This is a genomic window from Thermomonas sp. (genome assembly GCF_019104945.1).
GTDB lineage: Bacteria > Pseudomonadota > Gammaproteobacteria > Xanthomonadales > Xanthomonadaceae > Thermomonas.
In genome coordinates this window covers 1-20,830 of record NZ_JAHRWW010000004.1, presented here as the reverse complement: position 1 = coordinate 20,830, position 20,830 = coordinate 1, and the positions used below count along the sequence as shown (strand labels likewise).

Genomic DNA, 20,830 nt, shown 5'->3' with positions numbered 1-20,830 from the left:
GGCCATCAGCCTACGCTACGAAATTATCATGCCGCATGGCCCATTCGTCCCATGTTCTCGATGCCCTCTATGCCAACACTTCGCCTCCGCCCTACCCTTATTGCGACTGCACTGTTCACACTCAGCGCATCGGCTTTGGCCAGCCAAGGCTATTACCGGTTTCCTGCCGTAAGTGGCGAAACGCTGGCGTTTACTGCCGAAGGGGATCTGTGGATTGCATCCACGCAAGGCGGACAAGCGCACCGGCTCACCACCGATGCAGGCCAAGAAACGCAGGCATCGTTCTCGCCGGACGGCACGCGCATCGCGTTTATCGGCCAATACGATGGTGCGGGCGATGTGTATGTGGTGTCGGCGCGCGGCGGCCCGGCCAAGCGGCTCAGCTTTGACGGTGGGCGCGTGGATGTACTCGGCTGGTCGCCGCAGGGCGAAGTGGCCTATAGCAGCGAAGACGTGTCGGCGCCCACGCTGCGCCGGATTATTCGTTTGGTTAATCCCGATACGCTGGCCACACGCGAACTACCGCTTGATGACGCCAACCAAGTGGCGTTTGATGATAACGGCCGCGTGCTGTTTACCCGCTTCGGCGCCCACGTTAACGGTGATAATGCCAAGCACTACCGTGGCGGTGCGATGGCTCAGCTCTGGTTATATGACCCTGCAACAGGAAATGAAGCCCAACGCTTAGGCAGTGATGGCGGTGGTGCAATGTCCAACCCACTGTGGCTCAACGGGCGCTGGTATTTCACCAGTAACCGCGACGGCAACGATAATCTTTGGTCGATGGCTGCAGATGGCAGCGACATGCAACAGCACACGCAGCACGCACCGTGGGACGTGCGCGGCGCGCGCAGCGACGGCAAGCACATTAGTTTTCAAGTAGGCGCCGACGTTTGGTTGTTTGATGCAAACAGCAAGCAAGAACGCAAGCTCTCACTCGACCTACTCACCGATAGCGACCGCAGCCGTCAACGCTGGCTAGAACGCCCACTAAAATTTCTTGAAACCACCGATTTCTCACCCCAAGGTGACCAGCTTGCGCTGACGGCGCGTGGGCATATCACCCTAGTAAGTACAGGCCAGAAGCGCCGCGTTGAAATCGCCACGCCTAATAACAGCCGCGCCCGCGCTGCTATTTTGTCTCACGATGGCCGCTGGGTGTATGCCATCTCCGATGCCAGTGGCCGTGATGAACTCTGGCGTTATCCCGCCGATGGGTCGAATGCCGCCAAGCAGCTCACCCAAGATGGAAGTCAGCGCCGTTGGCAGCTCTACCTTTCCCCCAACGGAAAGCAGCTTGCGCATACCGATAAAACTGGCTCGCTGTATGTGCTTGACCTCGACAGCGGGCGCAACACTCGCATCGATCGCGCCCAATGGGGTGGCGGCAACCCGTATGACGCCATTGTCTGGTCACCCGACGGGAAAGCACTGATCGCTGTACGCCCCGACAGCAAAGCAAGCCGCCCACAGCTCATGCTGTACCGCTTCGATACCGCCACTTGGCAAGCGTTGACCAGCGACCGCTATGAATCCTATGCACCGAGTTTCTCGCCGGATGGACGCTGGCTGTATTTCCTGTCCGACCGTCAATTCAATGCCTCACCTTCGGCCCCTTGGGGAGATCGCAATATGGGGCCAGGCTTCAACCGTCGCACGAAGGTATATGCACTCGCTCTTCAAGCTGGAAACCGTTTTCCATTCGCGCCCGTTGATGAGCTCAACCCCAGCAAAAAATCTTCCGCTGATAAAAATAACGACAATCAGGCCGCGCTACCGTTGATTGAAACTACAGGGCTTGCAGAACGCCTGTTTGAAGTACCGGTGGATGCAGGCAATTACTCCGCACTCGGCTCAGACCGTGAACGGTTGTATTTGCTTGACCAAAATAACGACGAGCGCCAACTCAAGACACTCGCCATTGGCAACGAGGGTAAGTCACCCGAAGTGTTCGCCTCCGACGTACGCGACTTCCAACTTAGCGCCAACCGTAAACAACTTGCGATCACCCAAGGCAAGCGCAACGCTGATCCAAGCTTCCTCATTGTTGATGCGGGTGCAAAGCTACCTAGCGATCTTGGTAATGCTCGTGTTCGCACCGGTGACTGGCGCCTGCAAATTGAACCTACGCGTGAATGGCAGCAAATCCTCAACGACGCTTGGCGCATGCACCGCGAATTTAGCTTCGATAGCAAAATGCGTGGGCTCGACTGGGATGGTATTCGCGAGCGCAGTGTTGCACTTCTGCCACGCGTGAGCGACCGCGCAGAATTAGACGACCTGCTTGCGCAGATGATTAGCCCGCTAGGTATTTTGCATTCGCAAGTACGCGGTGCCGACCTTCCAGAAGATCGAGAAGCGGCCAAGCCCGCCATGCTGGGTGCGGCGCTACAGCAAACGAATGAAGGCCTAAAGATCACGCAGATCTATCGCACCGACCGCGAGCTTCCCAGCGAACGCGCCCCCCTTGCGCAGCCAGGTGTTGATGCACGTAACGGCGATATTATCGAACAGGTCAATGGCCACAGTATTCAAACCGAAGCCGATCTTTCCGCCGCACTCGACCATCAAGCCGGGCAGCAAATTCTGCTCACCCTGCGCCGCAATGGTCAGCGCATCAATACCGTCGCCGTTGCCACCAACCCTATGCGTAATACGCAGCTGCGCTATAGCGATTGGGTGCAAGGGCGCAAAGACGCGGTGGAACGCAGCGGCCAAGGGCGTATCGGCTATTTGCACCTGCGCGCAATGGGGCCAGACGACATCGCCAGCTTCGTGCGCGACTTCTACGCCAACTACGACCGCGATGGTTTGATTATCGACGTGCGCCGCAACCGTGGCGGCAATATCGATTCGTGGATCATCGAAAAATTGCTGCGCCGCACTTGGGCCTTCTGGAAACAAGACGGCCAAGTACCCAACTGGAATATGCAGCAAACCTTCCGCGGGCATCTTGTTGTATTGACCGACGCGCTCACGTATTCCGATGGCGAAACATTTGCAGCAGGCGTCAAATCGCTTGGGCTTGGCCCGGTGATCGGCACCCGCACCTCTGGCGCAGGTATTTGGCTCTCCGACCGCAACCGGCTGAGCGATGGCGGCATTGCCCGCATTGCCGAAACAGGGCAATTCGCCCCCGATGGTAGCTGGCTGATCGAAGGCCGTGGCGTAAGCCCGGATATCGAAGTAGATAACCTGCCACACGAGTCCTACCTAGGCCGCGACCGCCAGCTAGAAACCGCACTGCAGTGGCTGCAGAAAACACTGCAAACATCACCCGTACAACCTCCGAATGCCCAGCCGATTCCGGCCCCCAACCAACCGGCGGCTGATGCCAAACGGCTTCCACAAGCAAAATAATTTAGCCTAACTAGCGCTGGCCGCTGCCCCCTCTACTTGCCGTTGATCCACAAGGAACTTTCTTCTTTGTGGATCACGGCATGGCTAAGCTCGAACGTCCGCACTTTCCCATCATCTACGTGCGCGGTTACGCGATGACGAAAGATGAAATCGTGCAGACCACCTCAACCCCCTATATGGGCTTTGAAGCGGGGTCGACGAAGATCCGTCAGGCGCAAGACGGCAGCATCGTAAAATTTGTATTTGAATCGCCGCTAGTGCGGCTGATGAAAGATTACAGCTACCGCGATATTTACGCTGAAGGGGCCGAACAAGCCAGCAAATTACCGGCGCGCAGCCTCGTCATTCACCGCTATTACGACGAAGCCGATCCAGCCTTTGGGGGGCATAAAGCCCCATCCATTCCTGCGGCAGCGGCTGCACTCGCTGCGCGCATCCTCGCCCTGCGCGACAGCATTTGCGGCGATGACGCGCAAGCACGCAAAGACTTTCGCGTGTATCTCGTTGCCCATTCAATGGGCGGCCTGATCTGCCGCTGTCTTCTGCAAAACCCGGCAATCACCACGCCCGAAGTGCGCGCCATGGTGGACAAAGTGTTCACCTACGCCACGCCACATAACGGCATTGAGCTTGGCGGCTTCAACGTACCCAGTTTTTTATCGATGAACGACATGAATAATTTCAGCCGCCCGGTGATGGCGGATTATTTGTGCGTCGATCAAAACAAAACCAACACACTCGGAAATTCCAACTTTCCACCCGAGCGCTTCTTCTGCCTAGTAGGCACGAATAGCCGCGACTACGCTGTAGCCCACGGCCTATCAGCGCTGGCGGTCGGGCAAATGAGCGACGGCCTTGTGCGCATTGAGAATGCTTACGTAAGTGGCTGCCCGCGCGCGTTCGTGTACCGCAGCCACAGCGGTTATTTTGGCATCGTCAATTCAGAAGATGGTTATCAAAACCTAGCGCGCTTTTTATTCGGTGATCTGCGTGCGTCGGCAAGCCTGCATTTTCAAGCGCTCCCATTTCCTCCCGATGTAGAAAAAGCCCGCAAAGCCGGCAAGCGCGTTGAAGCCTCGTACTATATCGAAACCACGATCGCGCCACGCGGTGCGTTCACCTACGCGCTCACCTCACGCACCCGCGCGCAAGAATGCGCCGTGCGCCGCCAGTACGATGAACTGTTTGACAGCAACGGCAATCTGCTAGCTGATGCGCGCTCCCCCACGCTGTTCTCGATCTTTTTAGACAGCAGCAAAATTACCAGTGGCAAAGAAATGGCGTTTTCTATCGAGCTTGCGGTGTCTTGTGCGGGTTATGAAATCGACGGCGTGCTGTTTCTCAAACAGCATATCCCCGGTGAATACCTTTTCCGCAACACGCTGGTGTTGTTTGCCAAACGCGGTGACGACGGCCAGTGGGCCTTACGCGGTGTATGGGCTGACGATAGCTGGGCAACAGTTAAACCCACCCGCGCCGCGCTTGATGCAATGGGCGCATCCGCCACGCCCATCAAACGTGCGGCAGATAACAGCTTCAGCATTCCACTCACGTCCAGCAAGGGGTTTCAGGCGCAGCTAGAGGTTTCGCTAAGTGCGTGGGCCTAGGCCGCATAGTTAAGCCGCTTCATCTTCCAACATACGCACTTGGCAAGCCTGCCAGCTACCTGCCAGCATCACCAGCGCACATAGCCCCAAGAAGGAAAACGGCAATACCCAATCACCGCGAAGGTCGTGCAACAAGCCAAATACAACCGGCCCCGCGCAGCTCAAGGTATAACCCATACCCTGCATAAAGCCCGACAGCGTGGCCGAGCCGGAGGGCGTCCGCGTGCGCAGATTGATCAATGTCAGCGCCAATGGGAACGTGCTTGGGCCAATCCCAAGTAACACCACCCAAAGTACAGGCGCCATCATGGGTGCAAATAGCAGCCCCGGAAAAGCCACCGCGTACGCCAACGCCGACGCCACCACCAACAGAAACGGGTTACGTATCCGCACCGCCAGCGCGGGCATGGTCAGTGCGCTAACAAGCCCAAGCGCGGCAAACAAAGCCACCATGCTGCCACCAAACGCAGGGCTGGCTCCGGCTTCGGTCATCAGCTTGGGCAGCCAGGTAAACATGGCATAGCTAATCAATGAGGTCATGCCGAACATCAAGGTCATGCCCCAAGCCAACGGCGAACGCCACGGACGCAGGCGCACGCTGGAAACAGCAAGCTCCGGCGCGGCATCGCCCCCGCGTACCGCTTGATCGTGGGTTGCTGTTAATGGTGAGTCTTTCTGCCGCTCCTTGTGCAATACAACCAGCCAAACGCCAGCGGCCACCAAGGCGGGCAGCGTCCACACCCCCATCGACCAGCGCCAGCCCGCTGCATCGGCCAGCGGTACCGCGGTCAAGGCCGGGATAATGGTGCCCATCTGCAGCAGCGTCAGATAGGCGGCACTAACCGTCCCTACGCGCTGCGGGAAATAGCGCTTCACCAGCGGCGGCAACACCACATTGCCCATCCCCATGCCTGCCAGCGCAATGATGCAGCCCAGCGCAATGCCAAGCACGCCACCCGCCAGTGGGCGCACCAGCAGCCCCAGCGCGGCCAGCAGCATCGACAGCAGCGCCGCCTGCTCTAGCCCAATGCGATGCGCAATTTTGGGCGTGGCCACACCAAACACGGCAAACGCCGCCGTGGGCAACATGCCAAATAGCCCGAACACGGTCGGGCCAAAGCCAAAGCGCAAACTGAGTAAATCGAGCAATGGCGTGAGCGAGGTCACCGCCGTACGTAGATTGATTGCAGACAGCAAAATGCCCGCAAGAACCAGCACGCGACCGGCCCAAGGAGAGGATGAGGAATACATCCGGCTATTATCGCAAAGCCGAACAAAACGCAGCTTATATCAAGCGCATCGGCTTAAATATCGGCGCTTTCTACATTGAGTGTCACGTCCATCACGGCAGGGTCATCGGCATCAACAACCACGCTAAACCCGAGCTGGCGGCACATCTTCAGCATGGTGGCGTTTTCCCGCAGCACTTGCCCTTCCACCGTTTTCAGGCCCACGCTGCGGGCGTATTCCACCATCATGCGCATCAATTGCCAGCCGATCCCATAGCCCTTTAAATCAGACCGCACCAAGATGCTGTACTCGCCTGCTTCAAAGTTGGCGTCGGCCAACAGATGCACCACGCCCAGCAGCTCACCGCTATCGGTGCCAATCGCCACCAACGCAATCGCACGCGCGTAGTCAAGCTGGGTCAAACGCGCAATAAATTCATGGTTGAAATGACGCACGGTGGCAAAGAAGCGCAGGCGCAGGTCTTCATCACTAATGTGGTTGAAGAAGGCACGGAACAATTCTTCATCCTCCGGCCGCACCGGGCGCACGAACATGCGTTCGTCGCGGGCCAGCTCCACCATGCGCTCCCATTCGCCCGGATAGGGGCGAATCACTAAGCGCGAATGCCACGGCCCTTTATTTACGGGCACCTCTTGCGGCGCAATGGTTACTCGCGCATCCACCGCAATCACGCCATCGCGATCGGTGAGGAGCGGATTGATGTCGATCTCACGCACCTGCGGAATATCCGCCGCTAGCTGTGCCAGCTTCACCAGCACCAGCGCCACCGCGCGTTCGTCGGCCGCAGGCACATCACGGTAGGCTTTAAGAATACGCGACACGCGGGTGCGGCCAATCAGCTCATGCGCCAGACGCAGGTCTAGTGGTGGCAGCGCAAGCGCTTTGTCGTCGATCACCTCCACCGCCGTACCGCCGCGGCCAAACACCACCACCGGGCCAAAGGTGGGGTCATCGGCCAAGCCCGCGATTAGCTCACGCGACTTGGGCTTGATGACCATTGGATGCACGGTTAAGCCGTCGATCCTAGCCTTAGGCCGAAGTGCACGGGCGCGCATGAGAATGCCATCGGCCGCTTCGCGCACTGCGGCTTCACTCAGCAAATTCAAGCGCACGCCATCCACATCCGATTTATGTGGAATATCTGCCGACAAAATTTTGAGCGCCACCGGCGTACCCTGCGCCAACAGTGGCGCGGCAGCGGCCACCGCAGCCTCAACATCAGGCGCTAGCGTCACTGGTGTCACCGGAATGCCATAAGCCCCTAAGAGTGCATTCACCTCCAGCGGATCCAACCAATGACGCCCCGCCGCCAGTGCGCCATGCACCACTGATCGTGCTGTGTTGGCATCCACCACAAAATCTTCGGGCAGGCTCGGCGGGGTTTCCATCAACGCTTGCTGTGCTTCGCGGTGACGCACCAAATACATAAAGCCGCGCACCGCAGCGGCCTCGGTGGCATAGGTCGGTACACCGGCTGCATCTAGCCGCGCCAGCGCCTGCGCGTCGGCCCCCACCCAAACGCCCAGCACCGGTTTGCTGCGTGACCCGCGTGGCCACTTCTGCAGCAGACTTGCTACCGCCTCTGCCGACTGCAGCGAAGACGACAGCGCAGTAGGCACGTTCATCGCTAGCACTGCATCGTTCTCTGGGCTTTCCAATAGCGCCGCCAGTGCATCCGTATAACGCTGTGCATCGGCATCGCCCACAATATCAACTGGATTACTACGCGACCACAGCGGGGGCAGTACAGAATCCAAACGCGCCAATGTGGTGGTATCGAACGTGGCAAGGCTGCCACCCAGATCCATCAACCGATCTACCGCCAGCACGCCAATACCGCCACCATTGGTGAGAATGGCCAGCCGCCGCCCTGGTGCACTACGCAGATGGCCAAGTGTTTCTGCCGCTTCAAACAGCTCGTCCAGTGCCATCACCCGCAGCAAACCGGCACGCCGAAACGCCGCGTCGTACACCGCATCAGAACCTGCCAGTGCACCGGTATGCGTGGCCGCAGCGCGTGCACCTTGTGCGTGCCTACCCGACTTCACCACCACCACGGGCTTGGCACGTGCCGCCGCGCGCGCCGCCGACATAAACTTACGCGCATCGCGAATGGATTCGATATACAAAAGAATCGCGCGCGTTTTAGGGTCTTGTGCGAACCAATCGAGCAGGTCACCAAAGTCCACATCCACTGCATCACCCAGCGACACTACCGCGCTAAACCCCACCGAACGCGCGCGCCCCCACTCCACCAGCCCGGACGCAATGGCTCCCGACTGCGATAGCAAGGCAAGGTCGCCTGCCAGCGGTGCTCCGGCAGAAAAACTAGCGTTGAGTTTGGCATGCGGCGCCATCACCCCAAGGCAATTGGGGCCAAGCAAACGCAGCCCGTGTGCTTTTGCTACCGCTTCGGCCTGCTCTAGCAGTGAGCCTGGCCCGCTTCCCAGCCCCGCACTTACGATAATCGCTGCACGCGCGCCCGCTGCTGCCGCATGCCGCAGTACCGACGGCACACGCCGTGCGGGTGTCGAAATGACCACAAGCTCCGGCGCAAACGGCAGCGCACGCAGATGCGCCACCGTGGCCACCCCTTCAATCTCAGGATATTTCGCGTTCACCACTGCCAGCGGCCCAGCAAAACCGGCCTGCTTCAGATTGTGCAAAATCGCACGCCCCACCGAACGCTCGCGCGGGCTACCCCCCACCAAAGCCAGCGAACGCGGGCGAAACACCGCCTCCAATGCGTAGGTACTCATGCAATTACATTACTTCAAATCCGGTTCCGGATGATAGGCAACCCCCAGTGCATCTAACTGCGGAAGCAGTGCCCCCATCCGCTGGGTAAATCCGGCATAGCTACGCTGCGACGCAGGGCTCCACGCCACTTCCGCCACCGCCGCCATACGCGGCCACAGACGGTTATCGGCATCGGCATTGGTATGCACCAGCTCGCTCCACAGTGCACCTTCAACCCCTACGGCCGTTGGAAACTTTGCAGGATCAAATGCATAGACGCGCGCTAACGGCACACCTTCTTTTCGGCACCAGTCATAAGTATTCGGCTGGCCCGCGTAGTTGCCGTGATCGATATAAAAATACGAACAGGGCGAAAGAATCAGCCCATGCCCTTTTGCTACCGCCGGGGCGATGTTGTAGCCGTCATTCCAAAGCTGCAACAACATCTTCGGGTTTGTATCGGCCACCGAGCCTTCTTCCCAAGCAATCGGTGTGCGGCCCATCTTCTCCACCATGGCCGCCGTGCGTGCTACGAAATCGGCATACTTCGGGTGTTTGATCTCATCCCCGCCCACATGAATTTCTTTGGATGGGAAAACCGCCAATACTTCCTTCAGCACGTTCTCCACGAAGGGGTACACCACCTCAGGCTTATCAAGGCACAGCACACTAAAGCCCACCTCTTTCCCGTCATAGGTAGATAGGTTTTTTACCCCATCGCAGGCCAGTTCGTTATACGAGGCCAACGCCGCCTGCACATGGCCTGGCATGTCGATTTCCGGAACAATCGTCACCCCGCGCGTGCGTGCATACAGCACCAACTGGCGCAACTGCTGCTGCGTGTAATAGCCACTGCGCCCACCTTTCACGGCGCTTGCGCCACCAATCTCTATCAATTTTGGATAGCGCTTGATCTCGATCCGCCAGCCCTGATCATCGGTTAGGTGCAGGTGCAAACGATTGAGTTTGAACAACGCCATGCGGTCGATGGTTTGCTCAAGATAAGACACCGGCAAGAAGCTGCGCGCCACATCGAGGGATAACCCACGCCACGCATAACGCGGGGCATCGGTAATGGTTAAACGCGGCAGACGGTATTGAGCCTGCGCTACGGCTGGAAGAAGCTGTTGCAGACTAGCCACCGCATGCAGCAGCCCGTTATCAGTTTGCGCTTGCAGGGTGATCCCTTGGCCAATCGTGAGCCGATAACCTTCCTCCCCCAACGCCTTGTCATCCACAATTTGCAGCTGCACCTGCGCAGGCGCAGCGGCGCTATGGGTAATGTTCAAGCGCTTCATCAACTGGCGCATGGCTTCCAGTGCAAAAGGCGCTTTCACCACATCGGCCTGTACCCACACCGTATCAGGAAGTACCCATTCACCACCGCGCATATCTACGGTCTGCGGCACGGGCACCAGTGCTGGCGCTTGTGGCGTAGCAAGTTCATGATGCGGCGTATCCACATGCACGCAGCCCAGCAACGCCAACGAAAGCGCACCCGCCGCCAACACTTGTAGCTTCATGCCATCCTCTTGCATAACGTCAACGATGCCCAAAGCCTAACCTACCCTTTAGGACGCCGCCATGACTCGTACACGTTCATTCGCCTGCGCCGCCGCACTTTTCTTTCTATCTGGGCTTTCAACAGCAGCGGATTGGAGCGATACCGCTATTGGTTGGCGTACCGGCACACAGTTTCGCGAACCACAAAACCCCAATGCCATTGGCAAAAACATCATCAACATTACCCACGCCAGTGGCTACCGTTACGGCAATCAATTTTTGAATCTCGACCTGCTGAAGTCCAACTCCAAAGACCCCTCCTCACCGGGTGGAAGCCGTGGCGCATTCGAGGCCTACCTTACCTATCGGCATACGTTGGATTTCGCCAAAATCAGCGGACGTAGTTTCGCCGCTGGCCCCATCCGCAACCTTGGGCTAACAACAGGCATCGACCTCAACAGCAAAGACGATGCGGGCTATAACTCACGCAAACGCATGTTTGTGTTGGGCCCGCAGATCATGTGGAATGTTCCCGGCCGCTTCAATAGCGCCATTTTGATGGCTTGGGAAAGCAATGCGCCACACGGCCCGTTTGCGCCCATTTCTGGCGTGCGTGGCCGCTACCACTACAAAGCCCACCCGATGCTGGCACTTGATTGGGGCATCCCTTTAAGCGAGCGTGTAACGTTTGAAGGCTTCGCCAATTTCATTACCGCCAAAGGCCGCGACGAAGTGGGCCGCAGCACCGGCCCAGAAACCAATATCGATATGCGTGTTATGTACGACGCCGGGGCCGCAATGGGCATCCGCAAGCGCGCACTCCTTGTGGGTTTGGAATACCAGTACTGGCACAACAAATTCGGCAACACCGACGCCACCACCCGCAACCGAGGCAACACCGCCAACACCCCGATGCTGCGGGTGGAGCATCATTTTTAAGCGCTATCAAGCCTCAACATGACGTAACGCTTTTGCCGGAACGAAGCAGTTTCTACAGTCAGGTTGCCAGCCGCAATGGCACGAAACGAGCTGCATGTGCGAAATCATTATCAGCTGTGAGTAGCGCAAGATCATGCTCTATACACAGCTGCGCAATGAGCGCGTCAACGGTGCCAAGTTGTACGCCATTACGTCTGCACGTATTGCGAAGCATTGCTGCTTGGATATGTGTCTCGCGGGTTGGATTGAGAAGAGGTAGAACTTGTAGCCGCTCAATGATGCGTGTCTGATCCTTCGCGCCATTGAAACCCTGCAAGAGCTCCTGAATCACAAATCCTGTTGTGACGATGGTATCTCCGTCCAGCAACGCTCTACGTAGAATAGGAACTACAGCGTGGTCTGCCTGCGTGTCACGGCGAAACGCAAGTGACCAAGCGCTAGTATCTACGAACAGGCTCACTTACGGCTGCGCTCGGCCTTGTGGTCGAAACTTTCGTCCCATTCAAGCTGCCCAAGAAGTTCGGCGATACGCCGCTGTTCGCGGCGGGCGATGAACTCTTTAAGCGCAAGGGTAACAGCCGCTTTTTTCGACGGCTCGCCGCTGACTTCAACAGCACGCTCAATGAGACTTGGGTCTAGTGCGAGATTAGTAGCCATAAGGCACCTCCACACATCATGCTACACACGCATGCGAAAGTGTGCAATTGGCCCCGCCTTACAACTTCTGGCCGATACAACCTTCTTACATTTGTCATTTTTCTTGCGCCCAAGAAAGCCGTATATTCTGGCGTCTTGGGGGGCAACCTGCCCTGCTACCGAAACATGGAGATGTGCTATGGGTCTTATTCAAGCGGTGAAGGGTGCGGTAACCGGGATGCTGGCCGACCAGTGGAAAGATTTCTTCACCATCCCAAGCGGCTTAGCGCCCACGGCGGCGCTGTTTGCTGCGGTTCCCCAAGGCACCAATGCAGGGCGCGGGTCAAACACCAAGGCGTCTTCCAACATCATCAGCAACGGCTCGAAGATCATCGTGCCGGAAGGCTACGGCCTGCTGCTGATGCAAGACGGCAAAATCACCGGCTTTGCGGCTGAGGCAGGCGGGTATGAATGGCGTTCGGATGACATCAACTCGAAGTCGATCTTCGCGGGCGATAGCCTTGTTGACACGCTCATCATGCAAAGCTGGGAGCGCTTCAAGTTTGGCGGCCAGCCGGGCGCACAGCAGCTTGCGTTTTTTGTTTCGCTAAAAGAACTGCCCGACAACCGTTTCGGCACGCAGTCGGAAATCTACTGGGACGATGGCTTCTTAAATACCCAAGTCGGGGCGATGACGCGCGGTTCGTACACGATGAAAATCGTGGACCCTATTTTGTTCGTCAAAAATTTCGTACCGGCTACTTATCTGCAGCCCGGCCAAGTGTTTGACTTCACCGATATCGACAACGCGGCCGCCAGCCAGCTGTTCAACGAAGTGGTGGGTTCACTCGCCCCTGCGTTTAGCCTGTACACCAACGACCCCAGCAAGGGCAACCGCATCACCAAGATCCAGCAAGACTCCATTGGCTTTGCCAAGAGCCTGTCGGACGCGGTGGAGAACGCTTATCAGTGGAAGTCCGACCGCGGCCTTGTCATCGCCAAAACCGCGATTGTCTCTATTGAATACGATGCCAACACCAAAGAGCTGCTCAAAACCGTGCAGCGCGCCGACGCGCTATCTGGCGCACGCGGCAACTCCAACCTGCAAGCCAGCGTGGCCGCAGGCATGCAAGCTGCGGGCGAAAACGGCGGCGCGGCGGGCATGATGGGGATTGGCATGGCCTCGGGCATGATGGGCGGCATTGGTGGCTTGCAGCAGCCTGTGGCACCGCCTGCACCCGCTGCGGATGACCCAATTGCCAAGCTGAAGAAAGCCAAAGAAATGCTCGACCTTGGCCTAATTACCCAAGCCGATTACGACGCGCTCAAGTCCAAAGCGCTAGGCCTATAACCAAACATCAGGCGCTCTATGTCAAACGCGACGCCCCCGCCGCCCCCGCCCTACACAGGGCCGGGGTCACCGCACGATGTTCCGCCAGCGCCGGGCAGCTTTCCGATTGATCCGGAAACGCTGCCCAAGCCCATTCGCGACGAACTTCTAGCCCCCGACCCGGTGGCGATCGACACCGCCTCGGCCGAGCTCAAAGACGGCCAGAACCACTGCCCGAAATGCGGCGCCACTGACATCAAGCAGCGCCCAGGCACCGATCAGTTGATCTGCCTGTACTGCCGCAACGAATGGACCGCGGCACGCGTTGAAGAAGCCTTCGGCTTGGGCGAAGGAATTGATGATCTTGAAGGTACCGTGGTTGCATCCGGCGCTGGGGATATTTCCGCCGATGCATCCAGCCTGATGACATTCAAGTGCACCGGCTGCGGCGCCGAGGTAACGGTTAATACCGAAAACGCCATGACGGCGCGCTGCCACTGGTGCCGCCACGTATTCGGGGTGAACGAGCAAATTGCAAACGGCGCTGTGCCCGATGCGGTGCTGCCCTTTCACATCAAAAAAGACGATGCGGTGGCGCGCATCCGCCAGTTTGTGGACAAGCGCCAGATGTTTGCGCTCAAAGCCTTCAAAGAGCAATTCACGCCTGAAAATGTCGTGGGTGTGTACATGCCGTACATGATCGTGGACAGCAAAGCCAGCGCCGACATCGTGGGTGAAGGCGAAATTGAAACGCGCTGCTACACCAAAGGTTCGGGTGATAAAAAGAAAACCTACTACGACGCCGATATCTACCAAATAGAGCGCCATGTAGATTTCACTGTCGATGATTTGCCGATGGAATCCTCGGCAAACCGTAGTGATTTCAACACGCGCGCCAACACCAACAACATCATCAATACTATTTTGCCGTTCGACACCAAAAACGCGATCAAGTGGAATGCGTCGTACCTCTCTGGCTTCAGCTCAGAAAAGCGCGATCTTGATGTAGCGCAATTGATGCCGCGCCTTGAAGACCAACTCCTCTCGATTGCACGCTCACAGGTGCATTCCTCGGTGAATGCCTACGACCGCGGCGTGCGCTGGGAAGAAGAAGGTGTTGAGATCCACGGCTCGCGCTGGGTGGCGATGTATCTACCCGTTTGGCTGTATTCCTATCATCAGCCCGGAAGCAACGGCGGCATGCTGCACTACATCGCAGTGAACGGGCGCACCGGCGAAACCATGGGCAGCGTACCTATTCAGCAGTGGAAGCTGCTGCTTGCCGCGCTCACTGTGGGCACCATTCTTGAATTCATTGCGCTTTGGATTTTGTGAGAACACCATGAGCGACGACAGCAGTCTTTTATTGCTACTTCTTGGCCCAGCGGGTGGTGCTGGCCTGTATTGGATGCTCTACCGCTACTACCGCAACACCGATAAGTCACACGCTTTTGAACACGAAACCGCGATTGAAGCAAAACCTGTGACGGGTTCTGATCAAAAAATCGGCGAGAACAACGGCACCCAAGAAACCCGCATCGACGGTGACAATGTGCGCGAGTACCGCAAACGCGTGCAGCGTTTGCATTATAAGAAACGAGATAACAGCGGCTAAGGAAGTTCGCCTTCTGCGCCTTGCGCTGAAAAAATACACACGCCCAATGATCTGCTCTTGGCCTGATACATGGCGGCGTCTGCAGCGCGCAGGTAATCATCAATAGTCGCAAGACCAGATTCACTGTTGACCAAGCCAATGCTCGCACCACCGGCCACCGTATGCCCTTCGATCTCGTAGGGGACTTTTAGGGCGTTAGCGATCTGCTTAGCGCGAGCGGCAGCTTCCGTGGGGTCGATGGATTCAAGCAATACATTGAATTCATCACCACTCATGCGGGCAACCAGATCCCCCGTTCGCACGCAAGCTTCCAGCCGCCGTGCCACCTTCTGCAGCAATAGGTCGCCCACATGATGCCCATGCGTGTCATTCACCGCTTTGAACCGGTTAAGGTCCAGCAGCAGTACGGCAAATGTCGTGGTTCTCGCTGCAATAGCATGCATGAGCCGAGCACGAAACAACGGTCGGCCAGGTAAGTTGGTCAGCGCGTCGTAAGAACTGCCGCGCTCTGCCAAATCACTCAACGAACCGGCCATGCGCACGGCTACGCCATTTTCGAACTGAGCAACGCCACGCCAATTAACCCATACCAACTGACCATCACCATGAGAGGCACGAAAATCTACTGAGAAGTTCGAACTAGTTCCATTCAGGTGAGCGCGGTAGGCCGCCTGCACACGCTCGCGGTCGTCGGAGTCGATGATCTGTTCAAGAAAACGCCAACCATCCTCATGCACTTGGCTGGTGAGACTCCCCAACCCGATGATTTCGTGAAAGCGCTCAGATACGTGCAGGACATTCGTGCGCAGATCCCAGTCCCAGATACCGTCGTTGGAACCGCGCGTAGCAAGCGAATAACGGTTATCTGACCGAATCAACTCAAGCTCTGTGTTCTTCTGCTGAGTCACGTCGATCATCAGCCCAATCATGCGATTCGGCCGCCCCTCCTCAACCACCACCCGGCACAGGTCACGCACCCACACAACCTCACCAGATTTGACCGTTAGCCGATAGCTCATCTCATACGCGTAGCTGTGCGTCGCGTTGTACGCGGCTTCGTCGATGACTAGCGCCTCGGCCAAATCGTCTGGGTGTACATGTGCCCGCCAGAACCCAGGATCAGCGCGCCATTCTTCCACGCTGTAGCCAAACAGCCGCTCGACCTGAGGGCTCAGGAAGGTATTGCCCACCCCACGCTCGGCCTCCCAAACCACACCGTCGATGGTTTCAAGCAGGCGCAAGAAACGCTGGCGAACCTCCACCAGCACCTGCTCGGTGACCTCGGTGATCTCAAGCAGCACCCCTTGGCGGCTGATCACCCGATCGGCTGCATCCGTTTCGGGGTGAAGCAGCAAGCGCACCCAACGGTAGCTTGTGTCAGCAAACTGCAGCCGAAATACCGGCATGCCCGAACGCAGGGTGCCTTTGTCATCAGGATGGACGAATTCAAGCAGCGACCGGCCAAGCGCGCGTGCCACCGAATGCCCAGTGAGCTTGTGCCAAGCGGGGTTCAGATACGTAATTTCCCATAGCGCATCCGTCTGCACCACCGCCTCCGGCAGCAGTTCCAGTAGATGTTCAAACGGCATGAGAGAGCTGCCTGCATGCGGCACGATAATCACCGAGACGAAACTGTTACGCTTTCTTCGCCAGCGCCACCGCAGATTGCAGCGCGCCGATATACGCCTTACGCGTCCACTCAGCCTCTTTGGCCGCCGCCTCTAGGCCATGAATGTAGGCGGCTTTCAGGTCGTCTGCATTGTATTGCGGAGCTAGCTCGTTAATGGAGCTAGCCACGGTGTCGCGCAGGTGCCAATCGACATTGACACCGGCCTCCGCCTGCTTGGCAAGGTCGATAACCCGAAACACATGGGGCGTAACAAGACCAACGATGGTAGCTTTCATGGTTCCGCCCTAACCCATTCCGAATCAGGAAGATAACGCACCTAACCACTGAAAATGAAGCGCAGCCAGTATGAACTGGATCACATATTCCGCCGGTACTCACCGCCCACTTCATACAGCGCGTGGCTGATCTGGCCCAACGAATGGGTTTTGACTGCTTCAACCAGTTGCTCAAAGATATTCTGCCGCGCGCGGGCAACCCCTTGCAGCGGTTTCAGCCCTTCGCCAGCAAAGGCGTTGCGGTGCTGTTGCCAGTTCGCCACGTTATCAATTTGCTGCTGTTTTTCTTCTTCGGTTGAACGAATCAGCTCAATTTCGGTGGAGACATCCGAGCTACCATCCTTACCCAAGAATGTATTGACGCCCACCAGCGGCAGACTGCCATCGTGTTTTTTGTGCTCGTAATACATCGACTCTTCTTGGATCTTGCCGCGCTGATACATGGTATCCATTGCGCCCAGCACACCACCGCGTTCACTGATCGCCTCAAACTCGCGATACACCGCCTCTTCCACAAGGTCGGTGAGATATTCCACCGCAAAACTGCCCTGCCACGGGTTTTCGCAGAAGTTCAGCCCCAGCTCTTTGTTGATGATCATCTGGATGGCCACGGCGCGGCGCACGGACTCTTCCGTGGGCGTGGTGATGGCTTCATCGTAGGCGTTGGTGTGCAGGCTATTGCAGTTGTCGAACAGTGCATACAGCGCCTGCAGCGTGGTGCGAATGTCGTTGAACTGAATTTCTTGCGCGTGCAGGCTGCGACCCGAAGTTTGGATGTGGTACTTCATCATCTGGCTGCGTTCGTTGGCACCGTAACGCTCACGCATCGCCCGCGCCCAGATCCGCCGCGCCACACGGCCAATGGCCGTGTATTCCGGGTCCATGCCGTTACTGAAGAAGAACGACAAATTGGGCGCAAAGTCGTCGATCTTCATCCCACGTGCAAGGTAATACTCGACGATGGTGAAGCCGTTACTCAAGGTGAAAGCAAGCTGCGAAATTGGGTTCGCCCCGGCCTCGGCGATGTGGTAGCCAGAAATCGACACCGAATAGAAATTGCGCACGCCCTTATCAACAAAATACTGTTGAATATCACCCATCATTCGCAGCGCGAATTCAGTGGAGAAGATGCAGGTGTTTTGCGCTTGATCTTCTTTGAGAATGTCGGCCTGCACCGTGCCGCGCACGGTTTTAAGCGTATGTGCCTTGATTTGTGCATACGTCTCGGCATCCAACAACTGATCGCCCGACATGCCAAGAAAAGCCAAGCCCAAACCATTATTGGTGGCGGGTAGCTCGCCGTGGTAGCGCGGACGCTGACGCCCGGCAAAGAACGCCTCGATCTTTTTCTCGGCCTCGGCCCAGCGCGCCGGGTCGGCCTTCAGGTACAACTCCACCTGTTGGTCGATGGCGGTGTTCATGAACATCGCCAAGATAATGGGTGCGGGGCCATTGATGGTCATCGACACGCTGGTGGTGGGCGCGCATAGATCGAAGCCGGAGTACAGCTTCTTCATGTCGTCCAGCGTGGGGATATTTACCCCTGAATTGCCGATCTTGCCGTAGATATCCGGACGCGGCGCGGGGTCTTCACCGTACAGCGTTACGCTATCGAACGCGGTGGAAAGGCGCGCTGCGGGCAAGCCTTGGCTCAGATAGTGGAAGCGGCGATTGGTGCGCTCTGGCGTGCCTTCACCAGCAAACATACGGATGGGGTCTTCGCCCGTACGACGGTACGGGTACACGCCACCGGTGTATGGATACGCGCCCGGCAGGTTCTCTTTTTGCAGGAAGGTGAGCTGTTCGCCCCAACTTTTATAACGCGGTGCGGCGATCTTTGGCACCTTCTGGTGCGAAAGCGATTCGCGGTAATTTTCAACGCGGATGGTTTTCCCGCGCACCTGATATTCACTCACTTCATCGGTAATGGAAGCCAACCGCTCCGGCCACTCACGCAGCAGCTGCAGGGCTTCAGCATCCAGCGAATGCACCGCATCGTTATAGCGCTGACGCAGGGTCAACAAGCTGCGGTCGCCGTCATCGGTCAATTTTTCTGAAGCATAGAAATCCAGCGCGGCGGGTAGCGCGGCATCGCCCAATTCTTTCAGTGCTTCCCAGAGCGATTGCGCACGGTCGGCGATCTCCGCCTGCGATTCCACGCGTGTGTTGATCGCCCTGCCCTGTTCGGCAATCTCTGCTAGATAGCGCACACGCGCGCCCGGAATAAGCACAGTGGCGCGTGGTTCTTTGATGCTGGTATCAAGCGCAGGCGTCCACTTTGCGTCGGTAAGTGCGAGTTTTTCACGCAGCAGGCGGCACAGATTGGTGAACATCCAGTTCAAACCCGGGTCGTTGAACTGGCTGGCGATGGTGGGATACACCGGCACATCTTCGTCTTTGGTCTGGAACGCCACACGGTTGCGCTTCCACTGCTTGCGAATATCGCGCAGCGCGTCTTCTGCGCCGCGCTTATCGTATTTATTCAGCACAATAAGCTCAGCAAAATCGAGCATGTCGATTTTTTCCAGCTGGCTGGGCGCACCGAAATCGGAAGTCATCACGTACATGGGGAAATCCACCAGATCGACGATTTCCGAATCTGATTGGCCAATGCCTGCGGTTTCCACAATCACGAGGTCATAGCCCAACGACTTCAAGAACGCGATGCAGTCTTTCAGCACCGCATTGGTGGCCATGTGCTGGCGGCGGGTGGCCATCGAACGCATAAATACGCGCTTGCTGCGTAGCGAGTTCATCCGGATGCGGTCACCCAGCAGCGCGCCACCGGTGCGGCGGCGGGTGGGGTCCACCGAAATGACAGCAATGTGCATTTCGGGGAAGCTCGCCAGAAAGCGGTTTAGCAGCTCATCGGTGACCGACGACTTGCCCGCACCACCGGTACCGGTGATGCCCACCACAGGGGTCTTGCCACCCGCCAGCATCCATTCTTTGCGCAGATGGGAAAGCGTGGCTTCGTCCAGCACCTGCTCTTCCAGCGCACTGAGCATATGGCCAATACTGATCTCGTCTTCAAACGCCACCTGATGCGGTGTGGTCGCCGGCTGCCGCGCCTGCTTGGCGCGCGTCACCACGTCTTCGATCATCGGCACAAGCCCCATGTGCATACCGTCATTGGGGTGGTAAATGCGCTCTACGCCATAGGCCTGCAGTTCGCGAATTTCTTCCGGCGTAATGGTGCCACCGCCGCCGCCAAACACACGGATATGGCTGGCGTTGCGCTCTTTCAGCATATCCACCATGTACTTGAAGTATTCAACGTGGCCGCCCTGATAGCTGGACAGCGCAATGGCGTCGGCATCTTCTTGCAGCGCCGCGCGTACCACGTCTTCCACACTGCGGTTGTGGCCCAAATGAATCACTTCCGCGCCCTGCGCCTGAATCAGGCGGCGCATGATATTGATCGCCGCGTCGTGGCCGTCGAACAAACTGGCCGCGGTTACAAAGCGCAGCGGGGTGGTTTCAGCCTGTTGGGCGGGCAGTTGCGAAGCCGGAACGTTCATGCCGTATCACTCGTGTATGGTTCTTGTTAGCCCGGCATTGTATCGTGCTAGTCCTCAATCTTCCGAACGCTAGCGTATCTCGCCACTATGTCTATTCGTCCCTTGCCACTTGCTCTGCTGCTGACCGCCACGCTCACCGCCTGCCAACACGCACCGGTGGCCACCGCTTCCACCGCATCGCCTGAAGTCTTGTTAATGGGTGAAGTGCACGACAACGCAGAAGGCCACGCTGCGCGCGCCAAGCTGCTGCGCGAAAAGATTGAAGCGGGCTGGCGCCCCACCATTGCGATGGAGCAGTTCGACACCGACCACCAAGCCGATCTTGATAGCGCCATGCAAACCTGCGCCGACGCCGCCTGCGTGATCGCCAAGGCTTCGCCCGGTAAATCCAGCTGGACGTGGGACTATTACAAGCCCGTCATTG

15 protein-coding genes are annotated in these 20,830 nt (G+C 57.6%); 7 read left to right on the top strand and 8 right to left on the bottom strand.

Annotated features, from left to right (window positions below; genetic code table 11):
* Positions 1 to 69 precede the first annotated feature (69 nt).
* On the top strand, positions 70 to 3,360 hold the full coding sequence (locus KUL77_RS01045) for a S41 family peptidase (RefSeq protein ID WP_297142422.1): 3,291 nt from the start codon (positions 70 to 72) through the stop codon (positions 3,358 to 3,360).
* An 80-nt stretch (positions 3,361 to 3,440) separates the two neighbouring features.
* A complete protein-coding gene (locus KUL77_RS01040; RefSeq protein WP_297142420.1) occupies positions 3,441 to 4,967 on the top strand; it encodes a hypothetical protein in 1,527 nt (508 codons plus the stop codon).
* 9 nt (positions 4,968 to 4,976) lie between these two features.
* Here the strand turns inward: KUL77_RS01040 and KUL77_RS01035 are convergent, their stop codons facing one another.
* From KUL77_RS01035 to KUL77_RS01025, 3 genes are read right to left on the bottom strand one after another with little or no spacing between them, the layout of a single operon-like run.
* Positions 4,977 to 6,218 carry an MFS transporter gene (locus tag KUL77_RS01035; RefSeq protein WP_297142418.1) on the bottom strand — a complete coding sequence of 414 codons (1,242 nt, stop codon included), beginning with the start codon at positions 6,216 to 6,218 and terminating at the stop codon, positions 4,977 to 4,979.
* Between the two features lie 53 nt (positions 6,219 to 6,271).
* Positions 6,272 to 8,977, bottom strand: a complete 2,706-nt coding sequence (locus tag KUL77_RS01030) for a bifunctional acetate--CoA ligase family protein/GNAT family N-acetyltransferase (protein WP_297142415.1) — start codon at positions 8,975 to 8,977, stop codon at positions 6,272 to 6,274.
* Positions 8,978 to 8,986: 9 nt separating this feature from the next.
* Positions 8,987 to 10,480 (bottom strand): beta-N-acetylhexosaminidase, encoded by a 1,494-nt coding sequence (locus KUL77_RS01025; protein WP_297142412.1) that lies wholly within the window; start codon positions 10,478 to 10,480, stop codon positions 8,987 to 8,989.
* 61 nt (positions 10,481 to 10,541) lie between these two features.
* On the opposite strand from KUL77_RS01025, the gene KUL77_RS01020 reads away from it, so the two are divergent.
* On the top strand, positions 10,542 to 11,399 hold the full coding sequence (locus KUL77_RS01020) for a hypothetical protein (protein WP_297142409.1): 858 nt from the start codon (positions 10,542 to 10,544) through the stop codon (positions 11,397 to 11,399).
* A gap of 58 nt (positions 11,400 to 11,457) precedes the next feature.
* Here the strand turns inward: KUL77_RS01020 and KUL77_RS01015 are convergent, their stop codons facing one another.
* Both KUL77_RS01015 and KUL77_RS01010 read right to left on the bottom strand, forming a co-directional pair.
* A complete protein-coding gene (locus KUL77_RS01015; RefSeq protein WP_297142406.1) occupies positions 11,458 to 11,859 on the bottom strand; it encodes a PIN domain-containing protein in 402 nt (133 codons plus the stop codon).
* Entirely contained in the window at positions 11,856 to 12,056 is a 201-nt protein-coding gene (locus KUL77_RS01010; RefSeq protein ID WP_297142404.1) for a type II toxin-antitoxin system VapB family antitoxin, read from the bottom strand. Before KUL77_RS01010 ends, KUL77_RS01015 begins: the two co-directional genes overlap by 4 nt.
* A 178-nt stretch (positions 12,057 to 12,234) precedes the next feature.
* Between KUL77_RS01010 and KUL77_RS01005 the strand changes: the two genes are divergently transcribed.
* Genes KUL77_RS01005 through KUL77_RS00995 form a run of 3 tightly spaced genes read left to right on the top strand, consistent with a single transcriptional unit; the run spans position 12,235 to position 14,980 of the window.
* Positions 12,235 to 13,386 carry an SPFH domain-containing protein gene (locus KUL77_RS01005; RefSeq protein ID WP_297142402.1) on the top strand — a complete coding sequence of 384 codons (1,152 nt, stop codon included), beginning with the start codon at positions 12,235 to 12,237 and terminating at the stop codon, positions 13,384 to 13,386.
* An 18-nt stretch (positions 13,387 to 13,404) separates the two neighbouring features.
* Positions 13,405 to 14,700: a TFIIB-type zinc ribbon-containing protein gene (locus tag KUL77_RS01000; RefSeq protein ID WP_297142399.1), complete on the top strand. Its 1,296-nt coding sequence runs from the start codon at positions 13,405 to 13,407 to the stop codon at positions 14,698 to 14,700.
* Between the two features lie 7 nt (positions 14,701 to 14,707).
* On the top strand, positions 14,708 to 14,980 hold the full coding sequence (locus KUL77_RS00995; protein ID WP_297142397.1) for a hypothetical protein: 273 nt from the start codon (positions 14,708 to 14,710) through the stop codon (positions 14,978 to 14,980).
* Here KUL77_RS00995 and KUL77_RS00990 read toward each other — a convergent pair.
* The 3 genes from KUL77_RS00990 to KUL77_RS00980 all read right to left on the bottom strand — a co-directional run bounded on the left by KUL77_RS00990 (position 14,977) and on the right by KUL77_RS00980 (position 20,406).
* Entirely contained in the window at positions 14,977 to 16,569 is a 1,593-nt protein-coding gene (locus KUL77_RS00990) for a sensor domain-containing diguanylate cyclase (RefSeq protein WP_297142394.1), read from the bottom strand. The two genes, KUL77_RS00995 and KUL77_RS00990, sit on opposite strands and share 4 nt — an antisense overlap.
* A gap of 46 nt (positions 16,570 to 16,615) precedes the next feature.
* Positions 16,616 to 16,885 carry a hypothetical protein gene (locus KUL77_RS00985; RefSeq protein ID WP_297142391.1) on the bottom strand — a complete coding sequence of 90 codons (270 nt, stop codon included), beginning with the start codon at positions 16,883 to 16,885 and terminating at the stop codon, positions 16,616 to 16,618.
* Between the two features lie 80 nt (positions 16,886 to 16,965).
* Positions 16,966 to 20,406 (bottom strand): methylmalonyl-CoA mutase family protein, encoded by a 3,441-nt coding sequence (locus KUL77_RS00980; RefSeq protein ID WP_297142389.1) that lies wholly within the window; start codon positions 20,404 to 20,406, stop codon positions 16,966 to 16,968.
* Between the two features lie 87 nt (positions 20,407 to 20,493).
* Between KUL77_RS00980 and KUL77_RS00975 the strand changes: the two genes are divergently transcribed.
* The coding region (locus KUL77_RS00975; protein ID WP_297142386.1) for a ChaN family lipoprotein at positions 20,494 to 20,830 on the top strand (337 nt) is incomplete at its 3' end.